Source organism: Allobosea lupini (assembly GCF_900109525.1).
Taxonomy (GTDB): Bacteria; Pseudomonadota; Alphaproteobacteria; order Rhizobiales; family Beijerinckiaceae; genus Allobosea; species Allobosea lupini.
Window position 1 is genome coordinate 25,942 of the sequence record NZ_FOAN01000008.1, and the last position, 12,184, is coordinate 38,125.

A 12,184-nucleotide genomic window follows, 5' to 3' on the forward strand; every position below is an offset into this window, starting at 1 on the left:
ATGACTGGCGCAGTCCGCTTCCTTGCCCTGCTCCTGCTCTGCGCCGCCTATATCCAGGGGCCGGTGACCAAGATCTTCGATTTTCAGGGTGCTCTCGTCGAAATGAGCCATTTCGGCCTGACGCCGGCGCCGCTCTTTGCGGTCGGGGTGATCGGCTTCGAGCTCGGCGCGACCGCGCTCATCCTGATCGGCCGCTGGCGCTGGCTCGCCGCGCTGGCGCTCGCCGGCTTCACCCTGGCCGCGACGTTCATCGCCGTGCGCTTTTGGGAGATGCCGGCCGGCCAGGGGCGGATGATGGCGATGAACGGCTTCTTCGAGCATCTCGGCCTGATCGGGGGCTTCATCCTGGTCGCGCTCGACGATCTCGCCCAGACGAAGGAGACGCGATGATGAGCGAGGCTCCGTCGCACCCGCCCGCTTCGAGCTTCGCGCCGCTGCGCCAGAAGGTCTTCGCTGTGCTCTGGGCGGCGACGATCATTGGCAATATCGGCTCGTTCATGCGCGATGTCGCCAGCGCCTGGCTCGTCACCGACCTCTCCGGCGCGCCCGCCGCGGTCGCGCTGGTCCAGGCTGCTGCGACGCTGCCGATCTTCCTGCTGGCGATCCCCGCCGGCGTCCTCTCCGACATCCTCGACCGCCGCAAGTTCCTGATCGCCATCCAGATCCTGCTCGGCTGTGTCAGCCTTGCGCTGATGGCGCTGGCGAGCCTCGGCCAGCTCAGCGTGCCGGCGCTGGTGGGCCTCACCTTCCTGGGCGGTGTCGGCGCGGCGCTGATGGCGCCGACCTGGCAGGCGATCGTACCCGAGCTGGTCGGCCAGGCGGATCTGAAGAGCGCAGTTGCGCTCAACTCGCTCGGGATCAACATCTCGCGCGCCATCGGCCCGGCACTGGGTGGGCTGATCCTCGCCGCCTTGGGCGCGGGATTCACCTATGGCGCCGACGTGCTGAGCTACGTCATCGTCATCGGCGCGCTGCTGTGGTGGCGGCGCCCGCAGGGCGCTGACGATGCGCTAAGCGAGCGCTTCGCTGGCGCCTTCCGGGCGGGGCTGCGCTACGCCAAGGCGAGCCGCGAACTGCATGTGGTGCTGCTGCGTGCCGCGATCTTCTTCGCCTGCGCCAGCGCCGTCTGGGCCTTGCTGCCGCTGGTCGCGCGCAATCTGCTCGGCGGCGGCGCTGGCTTCTATGGTGTTCTGTTAGGGGCGGTCGGCGCCGGCGCGATCGGCGGCGCCGTGCTGTTGCCGCGCCTACGCGCGCATCTGGGTGCCGATGGGCTGCTGCTTCTCTCGGCTGTCGTCACCGCCGCGGTGATGGCAGCGTTGACGCTCGGCCCGCCGCAATGGCTCGCCCTCGTCATCCTGCTGTTGCTTGGCGCGGCCTGGATCGTCGCCCTGACCACCCTTAACGGCGTCGCCCAGGCGATCCTTCCAAACTGGGTGCGGGGGCGGGCGCTCGCGGTCTACCTCACGGTGTTCAACGGCGCGATGACCGCCGGCAGCCTCGGTTGGGGCGCAGTCGCGGAGGCAGCCGGCATCCGCGGCACTCTGCTGATCGGCGCGGGTGCGTTGCTGGTCGCCGGCCTTGTGATGCACCGGATCAAGCTGCCGGCGGGCGAGGCGGACCTCGGGCCATCCAATCATTGGCCGGAGCCGCTCGTCGCCGAGGCCATCGATAATGATCGCGGTCCCGTCCTGATTCTAATCGAGTACAGTGTGCCGCAGGCCGATCGCGAAGCCTTCCTGGAGGCGATCTACGCGCTCTCGGTCGAGCGGCGCCGCGACGGCGCCTATGGCTGGGGTATCACCGAGGATACCGCCGATCCCGGCAAGTTGGTCGAATGGTTTATGGTCTCGTCCTGGGCCGAGCATCTGCGCCAGCATCGCCGCGTCTCCAAGGCCGATGCCGATCTCCAGAGCGAGGTCAGGCGCTTCCATGCCGAGGAACAAGGACCGGTCGTGCGGCACTTCCTCCATATCGACCCGCCGTTTCACCCGGCCGCGTCCAAAAAGAAGACGGAGCCATGAGGCGGCTGCGCAAAGCGACGCTGGTCGGCGCGTGCTGGCTGCCGCTGGCCGGCGCCGCCATGGCACAGGCCGACAAGCCTGGCGGCACGCCGGAGACGGATCCGTTCGACCGCTTCAAGGATATCGCGCTGACGGCGGATGGCGCAGTCGGCTTGAGGCTCGGCGGGCAGATCCGCATCCGCCCGGAATTCTCGCGCCATCCCGTCTTCGGGCTGGCGACGCCGGACCACAATAACGGCTTGCTGATCCGCTCCTTCCTCTCGGCGGACCTCAGACTCGGCCCCTATCTGCGCGCCTTCGTCGAGGTCGTCAGCGGCCAGGCGCCGATCTGGGCCGGGACGCCGCCGGGAACGCAGCTCGATCGGCTCGACCTGCGCCAGGGCTATGGCGAACTCACGCTGCCGATCGCGGCCGGCAGCCTGATGGTGCGCGGCGGACGCCAGGAGATGAGCTTCGGCTCCTCCCGCCTGATCTCGGTGCGCGACAGCCCGAACATCAGGCGTGCCTTCGACGGCGTTCGCGCCGCCTGGATCGCGTCGCCCGACACCCGCGTCGACGCCTTCCTGGTGCGGCCGGTCGCGCCGCTGGCGGGGCTGTTCGACGATAGGTCGGACCCTGCCCAGGTGTTCTGGGGCGTATACGGGGCAAACCCCGTTCCCGGCGTCCCCGGCCTCAAGGCCGATCTCTACTATCTCGGCCTGAACCGCGAAAACGCCCGCTTTGCGCAAGGCACGGCCGATGAGCATCGCCATACCGTCGGCGCAAGGCTGTTTGGGAAGGCCGGCGGATTCGACTGGAATCTGGAGGGCGCTTACCAATTTGGCAATTTCGGACGCGCCGACATCCAGGCCTGGATGGCCTCGGCCGTGGTCGGCTACAGCTTTGCGGACCTGCCCTTCATGCCGCGCCTCGGCCTCAACGCCGATGCCTTCAGCGGTGACGGCAATCTGCGCGACGGCAAGCTCGGTACTTTCAATCCGCTCTTCCCGCGACTGCCCTATTTCTCCGAGGCCAATCTCGTCGGACCGGCCAACCTGCTTAACATCCAGCCCAACATCACACTGGCCCTGCTGCCCAAGGTGAAGCTCACGCTCGGCTGGAATCCGCTCTGGAAGCAGGCGAAGGCAGATGCGTTCTACGGCCCGGCGATCACGCCCGTCGCGCGCACGGCCGGCGGCGCGGGCCGTTATCTCGGCCAGCAAGTCTCCACCACGCTTGAATGGACCGCGAGCGACCATCTCACGCTCGGCGGAACCTATGTTGCCTATGCGCCTGGGGAGCGCATCCGGCAGGCCGGAGGCCGCTCCGGCTCCTTCGCCGCCGGTTGGGCGACCGTCACCTTCTGAAGCCCCACGCAAGAGTCCCAAGAGGAGAACACCATGTCCCATCTCGAAGTCCTGACCCCGCAGAACAGCCAGCTCATCTTCATCGACCAGCAGCCCCAGATGGCCTTCGGCGTGCAGTCGATTGACCGGCAGGTGCTGAAGAACAATGTCGTCGGCCTCGCCAAGGCGGCCAAGACCTTCAATATCCCCACCACCATCACCACCGTCGAAACCAAGGGCTTCTCCGGCCACACCTATCCCGAGCTTCTGGCGGTCTTCCCGCAGAACAAGATCCTCGAGCGCACCTCGATGAACTCCTGGGACGACCAGAACGTCCGCGATGCGCTATCTGCCAACGGCCGCAAGAAGGTCGTCGTCGCGGGTCTCTGGACCGAGGTCTGCAACACCACCTTCGCACTCTGCGCGATGCTGGAGGGCGGCTACGAGATTTATATGGTCGCCGACGCCTCGGGGGGCACCTCGGCCGATGCGCATAAATACGCCATGGACCGCATGGTGCAGGCTGGCTGCGTGCCGGTCACCTGGCAGCAGGTCCTGCTGGAATGGCAGCGGGATTGGGCCCGCAAGGAAACCTATGACGCCGTCGTCGCGATCGCCAAGGAGCATTCCGGCGCCTACGGCATGGGCATCGACTACGCCTACACCATGGTCCATGGCGCGCCCGAGCGCGTCGCCCATGGCGAGACCATCGGACCACGCGCTGCGTGAATGGTTGTTGTCGACGTGCAGCAGGAAGTCAGCTAACGCCCGCAGTCGAGCATGAAGCTCGCAGTTCGTTCCCGTGTGCAGTCCGGTAGCTGCGGGGTCAACTTGCAGATGACATGCCAGAATGAAAGCTAGAAAGGGACCCGGCGAAGGCAAAGGCTGCCGCCGGGCTCCCGCCCTTCTAAATGTCGGTCTGATCGGACAGGAGCAACGCGTCGTCGACCTCGATGCCCAGATATTTGACGGTGCTCTCCAATTTCGAATGGGGCCGAACGAGCGCTGGTCACTCGACTTCGTCTCCGACCAGTTCACGGACAGCCGCCGCTTCCGGATCCTGGCCATCGTGGATGATTGCACGCGTGAGAACCTGGCGCTGGTCGCCGACACCTCGCTGTCGGGCCTTCGGGTCGCACGCGAACTCGATCGGGTGATCGCCGGGCGCGGTCGGCCAAGGATGATCGTCAGCGCCAATGGCAGTGAGTTTACGCCTTCTGGGCGTCCGAGAACTTCGAATCCTTCATCGTCTTCCGCTCCTCCCAGCCCATGGGAAACGACGCGGAAAACTCTAACTCCAAGCGGTCCAGTTTTAAGGGCTCAGATCACCGGAAACTCCAGCTTCCGGCGGTCCAGCGAATGGTCTCGGATCAGTCTTCGGATCGGCAAGCAGGCGCCAATTCCAGACATGAGGCGTCTGCCCGAAAGCAGATGGGGTGGATGGCTCCCGCTCCCGGCGTTGCAGCGCCACAGTGGTGCTGTCACGCAGGACGAGCTTGGAGCGACCACGATGGAGATCACGACTGTCGGCATCGACCTGGCCAAGAATGTCTTCCAGGTGCACGCCATCAACGGAACAGGAGAGGTCCTCGCCCGACGAGCGCTGAGGCGAGCTCAGGTCATGCCCTTCTTCCGCAAGCTTGCTCCCTGCCTGGTCGGCATGGAGGCCTGCGGCACGAGCCATCATTGGGCGCGCGAACTGACCGCTCTGGGGCATACTGTGCGATTGATGCCGCCGGCTTACGTCAAGCCATACGTGAAGCGGGGCAAGACCGACGCCGCTGATGCGGAGGCGATCTGCGAGGCGGTCACGCGCCCGACCATGCGCTTCGTCCCGATCAAGTCGGTCGAGCAGCAGGCCGCGCTGGCCCTTCATCGGACCCGCGACCTCCTCGTTCGTCAGCGTACACAACTCATCAACATGATCCGTGGGCTCCTGGCCGAGTTCGGCATCGACATCCCCAAGGGCATCACCCATGCCTTGGCCTTCGTACGACGCGCTGTCGCCGGTGGCGCACACGAGGTTCCCGGTCTCGCCACCAAGGTGATCAGCGCCTTGGCCGAGCAAGCGATCGAGGCTCAGGACCGCATCCGCCAGCTCGAACGAGACTTGCTGGCCTGGTACCGATCGAGCGATCTCGCGCAGCGCATCGCCACGGTGCCGGGCGTGGGCCTGCTCGGGGCGAGCGCATTGGCGGCCACTGTCACCGATCCGACCCAGTTCCGCTCCGGGCGCCAGTTCGCGGCCTGGTTAGGCCTGACGCCGCTCAACAACTCCAGCGGAGGCAAGGAGCGCCTCGGTCGCATCTCCAAAATGGGCGATCAGTACCTGCGGCGGCTTCTGGTCACCGGCATGACGTCGCTCGTCAGACGCAACAAACATCACCCCGATGCAGCGGATCCTCGCGTAACCGCGCTGCTCGGTCGCAAGCCGATCCGGCTCGTCACCGTCGCCTTGGCGAACCGGGCAGCACGGGCGATCTGGGCCATCATGGTTCGAGGCGAGATTTACCGGATGCCGGTGCCCGGCTCGGCAGCAGCCTGAGAACCAGTCGTTCAATCAGCGCGCTATCCGCGCGAAGGAGGTTGCGAGGACCATGTGAGATGATGGCGCACCGGTCAGACTGGGGATGAGGACAACCCGCCGAATGTCGAGGGCGTCGAAGCCCGCAAAGCAGAATGGGACCTTATTCGCGGAAACCATCAGGGCCAGCGGTCGATGACCGCGCGAACAGGCCGGACACAAGACTGCACCCGACCAGCACGCCAAACCATCACAGCCCCCTTGCAACGCGGGAGCCATCCACACAAGACATTTGGAACTGAGCTTTCATCGGCACGAATCGATTATGGCCGTAGCGCTGCATCGCCGATTCCTCTGGCGATAGCGTTGTGAGGAACGGGTTGGGGACCACCTTGACGAAAAGGCCCCGAGGTCTCCCTCGGGGCCTGTTACGCAGTCGATGCGGCCGGATCAGATGACCGGCTGAGCGATGCGGCCCGAGGCAGTCGCCTGGCGATCGTAAGGATCGGCGTTCTCGTCGAAGCGGTTCCAGCCTTCCTTGCGATATTGGGCGGTGCGCTCGGTACGATCGATTGGCGTTGCACCGTCGAGAATTGCCTCAACGGCAGCCTCCTGCTCGGGCTCGGCACGGACCGAGACGACGGAGCCGCCGCGACGGACGGTCTCGGCGTAATAGTTCGCTTCGTCCTCGTCGTGGCCTTCCTTTACGAAGGAGCCGACCAGGCCGCCAGCGGCGGCGCCGGCCACGGCGCCGGCTGCGGTAGCGGCAAGCCAGCCCGCGGCGACCACGGGACCGACGCCCGGGATCGCCAGCATACCAAGGCCAGCCAGCAAGCCGGCGGCTCCACCGACGCCGGCGCCGATGCCGGCACCTTCAGCGGCGTTGGTCTCGCTGTCGCCATTGCGGCCGACAATGCTGACGTTGCTGCTGGAAATGCCGGCGGCCTCAAGCTGCTCGACGACCGAGCTGGCGGTTTCGTGGTTGTCGTAGGAACGGGTGATGGTGCGGGTCATCGTGGTCTCCAAAAATCGGGGCGAGAGGGGCAACCGTCAGTTCTTGACGATGTTGCCGCGGTAATCGACGGAGACGGTGACCGAGGCGCCAGCGTTGGTCGCCTTGCCCTTCCAGACGCCGTTCTCGTCCTTCCTGAGGTCCATCACATTCGTGTAGCCATTGGATTCCAGGCGGCTCTTGGCCTGGCCCTCGGTGAAGCTGTTTGCGCCCGGCAGCGGGGCGTTCTGGTCAGCTGGTGCGGGCGTCGGCATCGGCGAGGTGGTGGAGGTCTGGGCGATTGCGGCGAACGAAGGCAGCGCCGCGACCAGCGCAACAAGAACGAGCTTTTTCATTTTTGGGATCCTTTTTCGCGGTCTTTCCGCGCTGCCCAATCAACGGGTAGGTGCTCGTTTAAGTTCCGAAGATATAAATCAAATCCCGGAGGAACAGCTGTGAGCGCGGGCAGTTCAGCCACCACGATCCCGACAATCTGGAGGATACCCTATGGCCACGACCACGAAGCCGCTCGACGACCTGTTCCACGACATGCTCAAGGACGTCTACTACGCCGAAAAGCAGATCCTGAAGGCCCTGCCGAAGATGGCCAAGGCGACCAAGTCGCCCGAGCTCAAGAAAGCCTTTGAGACCCATAAAGCCGAGACCGCCGAGCAGATCGAGCGGCTCAGCCAGGTCTTCGAGGTCATCGGCAAGACGCCCCGCGCCAAGACCTGCGATGCAATCCTCGGCATTCTCAAGGAAGGCGAGGCGGTCATCGAGGACTATGAGGGCAGCCCCGCGCTGGACGCCGGCCTGGTCGCCTCGGCGCAGGCCGTCGAGCATTACGAAATGGCCCGCTACGGCACCCTGAAAGCTTGGGCCACCCAGCTCGGCCACAAGGACGCCGTCAAGCTTCTCGACGAGACCCTTGCCGAGGAGACCAAGACCGACAAGCTGCTCACCCAGCTGGGCGGGCCGGCGAACACGGCGGCCACCGCGCCTGCCGCCAAGGCGGCCTGACCAAGGTCTGATTGGAAGGCCCGCCGTGCGGCACTCGGCGGGCCTTTTCGTTTGGTGCGACGGACGCGGGTAACGATCGGCTAAGCATAACCCGGACAATTCTTTCGATCTTCCGGCAACAACCATCGGCTGTGGCAGTTAGCTAACTGAACAACCGAAAGTCAGCCATGTCGAAACTGGTCGTCCTGATCGTTGAAGATGAGCCGCTGCTCCGGATGGACGCGGTGGATTTCCTTGAGGGAGCTGGTTTTGAGGTGATAGAGGCCGCGCATGCCGACGAGGCCATGGCCGTATTGGCCGACCGCGGCGACGTCGACGCCGTTTTCACCGACATCGAGATGCCCGGCTCTATGGACGGCATCGAGTTCGCTCATACCGTCCGTCATGGATGGCCGCCGATGATGATCGTCGTGGCTAGTGGGCGTGTCGTTCCCGCAGAAGGCGACCTGCCGGACAACGCGCGTTATCTGAGGAAACCGTATCGCCCCGATAAAGTGATCGCTGCCCTTCGACGGGCGGCCTAGGGCACCTGGTCTGGCTGTGTCGGCATCCGAAACGTGAACCGGGTCTCGGCTTCTGACGATGCAACGGTCAGCGTGCCGCCATGAGCCTTGGCGATCTCGGACGCGATGTGAAGCCCTAGCCCGAGGCCGTTCGCACTATGACGGACGTCACCTCGGAAGAACGGCTGGAACAGGCGCTCCATGGCCGCGGCGGGAATCGGATCTCCCCCATTGGCGACGGAGATCTCCAAGCCTTCATTGACGCTTGCCGCCTCGACGCGGATGGGTTTGCCAATCGCCCCGTGGGTCAGCGCATTGCCCAGCAGGTTTGACAGGAGCTGCGCGATTCTGGAGTGATCGCAATCGACGGCCGCGTGGATGGAGAATTCCTCCACGATCTCGACGTCCGGATGCGTCGCCTGGAGTTCGGCGACCACCTGTCGAAGCGTCGGCTCCAGCGGCTTCGAGAGATCGCGCGCCAGGGTCAGCCCGCCGCCGAGCTGACCGCGGGCGAAGTCCAGCACATTGTCGATCAAGCCCGACATCCGCAGTGAGCTCGCCTGCATCAGGCCGACGAGGCGGGTCTGCTTCGGGCTGAGCGGCTCCTTGCTCGCCATGCGCAATCCTGCGTCGATCGAGGCGAGCGGGTTGCGCAGGTCGTGCCCCAGCACCGCGATGAATTGCTCTCGCAGCGCGCTTGTCGCCCTTTCGTCGGCGAGCCCCTGGTAGGCGTCGTCGCGGGATCGGACGAGTGATTGCTCGAAGGTGCGGCGTTGCTCGGCCTGGAAGACGACGAGACGGGTAAGTTCGAGGTTCTCCTCTGCGTCCCGCCGCTCATTGGCGCTGACGAAAACCGGGAACTTGCCGGTCGCTGTCATCAGGTCCACGGCGATCTCCGTGACGAAACCCTGCATCCGCAGGAGCGGGATCAAATGCGTCTCATAAAGTATGCGCCCCGGCATTGTGAGCCGGTCCCTAAATCTCCCGCCGACCAGTTCGTGAGCCGGGACGCCCAGCCAATCGCAAAGTGTGGCGTTGACCTTGGCGATGCTGCCGTCTGCGAGGAGAACGACGTACCCGCAAGGCGCGTTTTCGTAGAGATCGTCCAGATCGCCGGAAGGGACTGCCGGGTCAGACAAAGGCGCGGATCTCACGGATGACCTCGGCGGGCGCGCTGAGATTCGGGCAGTGGCCCGAGGCGTCCAGCATGACGAATTTACTGCCTGCGATGTTGTCGTGGACGAAACGCCCGACGTTCTCGGCGGCGATGATGTCGTCCTTGCATTGCAGGATCAGCGTCGGTACCGCCACCAGCCGCAGATCGGCGCGGTTGTCGGAGGTGAACGTCGTCCGCGCGAACTGCCTGGCGATGTCGGGATCGGTGCGGCAAAAGCTTGCCGTCAGCTCCTCACCCAGCTCGGGGCGGTCGGCGTTCCCCATGATCGCGGGTGCCATCGCGTTCGACCAGCCCATGTGGTTCTCCGCGAGCGAACCCAGCAAGTCATCGACGTCGCCGGCGGTGAAGCCGCCGACATACTCGCCGTCATTGATGTAGCGTGGAGACGGCCCGACCAGGACTAGCTTGCCGAACATCCCCGGCGCCCTGAGCGAAGCGAGCACGCCGATCATCGCACTGACGGAATGGCCGACGAAGATGGCGTCTTGGAGCCCGAGCTCGTTGCCGATTTCCACAATGTCTTCGGCATAGCCGGAGAGGCTCGCGTACTTGTCGGGATTGAATGCGGATAGGTCGGACTTGCCGGCTCCTACGTGATCGAACCGGACGGTCGTGAACTGCGGTCGGAAGGACGGCTCCACCAACCGCCACATGTTCTGATCGCAGCCGAAGCCGTGCGCGAACACCAGGGCCCTGTCGCCTGAGCCATCCGTCACGACGTTGTTTCGCCGAAGGGCGGTGGTTCTATCCAACATTCTCGGGTCCTAGCATTCCCGCGGTCGACGAGTCTTCCACGCGCTGTCGGTCGGGCCCGATCAAGGCTTTTTAGAATGTCTACAGATTAGTCATAGCCCAGCCTGCCGTGAACCGGAAATGAATGACGCTCGGAACCCCAAGCGGACCGGATCGCGCGCGGGCGCGACGCGCCACAAGTTGACGTTGGCGCGCTACCATAAAGCAGACGTTAGCTTTCGGGCTGAGTGGCCGGCATCGAGCTATGTCAAGCGTTCAGCCCGGGCCACAAAAACGCATCCTCAAGCCGATAGTCGCCCCAGAAGACCTCTTTGCCCATCATGAAGTGCAGAGATCCGAGCCCCGTACCTAGTCGGGGATACCGGACTTCCGCATGCCCTCGGCGAAACGCTCAATATAGCTCGGGGCATTCTTGGGCAGCGTTTCCAGGATCGCGGAGACTGTCATTCCTGGATGACCTGCGAGGAAGGTATCGGCCGCTCGCCGGGCCTCCTCCACACGACCCAGGTGGGCGAGCGCGGAGGCTAGGACGCGATGGACGAAGGTTGCGCTTGGCCGGGTGGCCATCGCCGCCTCAAGCCACTCCACGGCGGCTTCGACGCACTCCTTACCGAAGAAGGCGAAGCCGATCCCGAAGGAGGCATTGTAGTTCCGCGGATCCAATGGACTCGCCCGGATGCTCGCCCTGAAACGATCGACAGCCTTGTCGTACTGGCCGTTGTAGAAACTGTTCCACGCTCCCCTCTGCAGCGTCCGCGCCGAGTTCGGGTTAAGCAATAGGGCCCTGTCCGGCGCGGCCTTCCTGGCGACCCCGACGACGATCAGAGCCGCTATGTAGAGGCGGCCGTCGACGGCATGTTGATCGGATGCCTGCACTTGCCTAATGGCAACCCAACGCCCGGCCCGAAGTTCGACTATAAACTCCGCTGGCTCGGGCGCCTGAATGGCTACGCGGCGGAACTGCTTGAGCTGGACGTACCCATCATGCTGGTGGGCGACTTCAACGTGAACCCGACGGATTTGGACGTCTATAAATCCGCACGCTGGCGCAACGACGCGCTGTTCCGTCCAGAGGTTCGGGACGCCTTTCATGTTGGCCGGCCAGGGTTGGACCGACGCCGTTCGTGCCCTGCACCCCGACGAACGCATTTACACGTTCTGGGACTATCTCCGGAATGCGTGGGGCCGCATGCCGGACTGCGCCTGGATCATTTCCTGCTGAGCCCCCAGATCGCGAAGCGGCTCGTCACTGCCGGCGTCGATTGCGACGTTCGCGGCTGGGAAAAAGCCAGCGACCACGCTCCTGTCTGGATCGAACTTTCCGATGGTGTGCGGCGCCGACGCTCACCTGCGAGGGGATCATAGGATGGACCAGGATTCATTCCGCTTACAGCGGTTCGTGGAGGCCCAAGCCACAACGTTCGACACTGCGATGAGCGAGATGCGCGAAGGCCGCAAACGCAGCCACTGGATGTGGTTCATCTTTCCGCAACTGCGCGGTCTTGGCCGCACCGCGACGGCGCAATTCTACGGTATGGCTTCGCTGGAGGAAGCACGAGCTTATCTCGCGCACCCGCTCCTTGCGCCGCGCCTCGACCTGGTCACGCAGGCCGTGCTTGCCACCAGCGGTCGGTCACTGCACGAAATTTTTGGTTCGCCGGACGACCTGAAATTCCATTCCTCGATGACGTTGTTCGCCATAGCGTCTGGGCGCAATGACGGCCCCTTTCGCGATGCCCTCGATCGCTGGTTCGCTGGCGGGATGGATGCTGGATCGATGGCGCTGCTTGGACTCTCGGAGGAGGAAGACCCCAAATAAGCGATGGTGGGCACTGCCTTACGTCTGCCTCCCGCGATGTTCGTGCGCCGA

14 protein-coding genes and 2 pseudogenes are annotated in these 12,184 nt (G+C 64.6%); 10 read left to right on the plus strand and 6 right to left on the minus strand.

Going from position 1 to position 12,184, the window contains the following annotated elements; translation table 11 throughout:
• From BMZ21_RS21965 to BMZ21_RS21980, 4 genes are read left to right on the plus strand one after another with little or no spacing between them, the layout of a single operon-like run.
• Positions 1 to 390 (plus strand): DoxX family protein, encoded by a 390-nt coding sequence (locus BMZ21_RS21965; RefSeq protein WP_091839587.1) that lies wholly within the window; start codon positions 1 to 3, stop codon positions 388 to 390.
• Entirely contained in the window at positions 390 to 2,021 is a 1,632-nt protein-coding gene (locus BMZ21_RS21970) for an MFS transporter (RefSeq protein ID WP_091839591.1), read from the plus strand. The genes BMZ21_RS21965 and BMZ21_RS21970 overlap by 1 nt, the downstream gene beginning before the upstream one ends.
• The gene (locus BMZ21_RS21975) at positions 2,018 to 3,367 is read left to right on the plus strand and encodes an alginate export family protein (protein WP_091839594.1); all 1,350 of its coding nucleotides are present in this window, start codon (positions 2,018 to 2,020) and stop codon (positions 3,365 to 3,367) included. The genes BMZ21_RS21970 and BMZ21_RS21975 overlap by 4 nt, the downstream gene beginning before the upstream one ends.
• Positions 3,368 to 3,400: 33 nt before the next feature.
• Positions 3,401 to 4,075, plus strand: a complete 675-nt coding sequence (locus BMZ21_RS21980; RefSeq protein ID WP_091839598.1) for a hydrolase — start codon at positions 3,401 to 3,403, stop codon at positions 4,073 to 4,075.
• 178 nt (positions 4,076 to 4,253) lie between these two features.
• On the opposite strand, the pseudogene BMZ21_RS31155 reads toward BMZ21_RS21980, so the two are convergent.
• Positions 4,254 to 4,349 (minus strand): annotated as a pseudogene (locus BMZ21_RS31155) (integrase); the annotation flags it as partial.
• Here BMZ21_RS31155 and BMZ21_RS31080 point away from each other — a divergent pair.
• Both BMZ21_RS31080 and BMZ21_RS21985 read left to right on the plus strand, forming a co-directional pair.
• A pseudogene (locus tag BMZ21_RS31080) lies at positions 4,335 to 4,499 on the plus strand (IS3 family transposase); the annotation flags it as partial. The pseudogenes BMZ21_RS31155 and BMZ21_RS31080 sit on opposite strands and share 15 nt — an antisense overlap.
• A gap of 357 nt (positions 4,500 to 4,856) precedes the next feature.
• The gene (locus BMZ21_RS21985) at positions 4,857 to 5,891 is read left to right on the plus strand and encodes an IS110 family RNA-guided transposase (RefSeq protein ID WP_091839601.1); all 1,035 of its coding nucleotides are present in this window, start codon (positions 4,857 to 4,859) and stop codon (positions 5,889 to 5,891) included.
• 429 nt (positions 5,892 to 6,320) lie between these two features.
• Here the strand turns inward: BMZ21_RS21985 and BMZ21_RS21990 are convergent, their stop codons facing one another.
• Entirely contained in the window at positions 6,321 to 6,884 is a 564-nt protein-coding gene (locus BMZ21_RS21990; RefSeq protein WP_091839604.1) for a hypothetical protein, read from the minus strand.
• A gap of 36 nt (positions 6,885 to 6,920) precedes the next feature.
• Positions 6,921 to 7,217 (minus strand): PepSY domain-containing protein, encoded by a 297-nt coding sequence (locus tag BMZ21_RS21995; protein WP_091839608.1) that lies wholly within the window; start codon positions 7,215 to 7,217, stop codon positions 6,921 to 6,923.
• A gap of 151 nt (positions 7,218 to 7,368) precedes the next feature.
• Here BMZ21_RS21995 and BMZ21_RS22000 point away from each other — a divergent pair, with 151 nt between their 5' ends.
• A complete protein-coding gene (locus tag BMZ21_RS22000) occupies positions 7,369 to 7,881 on the plus strand; it encodes a YciE/YciF ferroxidase family protein (RefSeq protein WP_091839611.1) in 513 nt (170 codons plus the stop codon).
• A gap of 167 nt (positions 7,882 to 8,048) precedes the next feature.
• On the plus strand, positions 8,049 to 8,405 hold the full coding sequence (locus BMZ21_RS22005) for a response regulator (RefSeq protein ID WP_091839614.1): 357 nt from the start codon (positions 8,049 to 8,051) through the stop codon (positions 8,403 to 8,405).
• On the opposite strand, the gene BMZ21_RS22010 is transcribed toward BMZ21_RS22005, so the two are convergent.
• From BMZ21_RS22010 to BMZ21_RS22020, 3 genes are all read right to left on the minus strand, one after another.
• Positions 8,402 to 9,316, minus strand: coding sequence for a sensor histidine kinase (locus BMZ21_RS22010; RefSeq protein WP_244543955.1), 915 nt, complete (start codon positions 9,314 to 9,316; stop codon positions 8,402 to 8,404). The two genes, BMZ21_RS22005 and BMZ21_RS22010, sit on opposite strands and share 4 nt — an antisense overlap.
• Before the next feature lie 199 nt (positions 9,317 to 9,515).
• A complete protein-coding gene (locus tag BMZ21_RS22015; RefSeq protein ID WP_091839623.1) occupies positions 9,516 to 10,316 on the minus strand; it encodes an alpha/beta fold hydrolase in 801 nt (266 codons plus the stop codon).
• Positions 10,317 to 10,662: 346 nt separating this feature from the next.
• Positions 10,663 to 11,190 carry a tetratricopeptide repeat protein gene (locus tag BMZ21_RS22020; RefSeq protein WP_167561711.1) on the minus strand — a complete coding sequence of 176 codons (528 nt, stop codon included), beginning with the start codon at positions 11,188 to 11,190 and terminating at the stop codon, positions 10,663 to 10,665.
• Between BMZ21_RS22020 and BMZ21_RS22025 the strand changes: the two genes are divergently transcribed.
• Positions 11,170 to 11,679, plus strand: coding sequence for an endonuclease/exonuclease/phosphatase family protein (locus BMZ21_RS22025; RefSeq protein WP_425285467.1), 510 nt, complete (start codon positions 11,170 to 11,172; stop codon positions 11,677 to 11,679). The two genes, BMZ21_RS22020 and BMZ21_RS22025, sit on opposite strands and share 21 nt — an antisense overlap.
• 1 nt (position 11,680) lies before the next feature.
• Positions 11,681 to 12,133 carry a DUF1810 domain-containing protein gene (locus tag BMZ21_RS22030; RefSeq protein WP_091839630.1) on the plus strand — a complete coding sequence of 151 codons (453 nt, stop codon included), beginning with the start codon at positions 11,681 to 11,683 and terminating at the stop codon, positions 12,131 to 12,133.
• Positions 12,134 to 12,184: the final 51 nt, after the last annotated feature.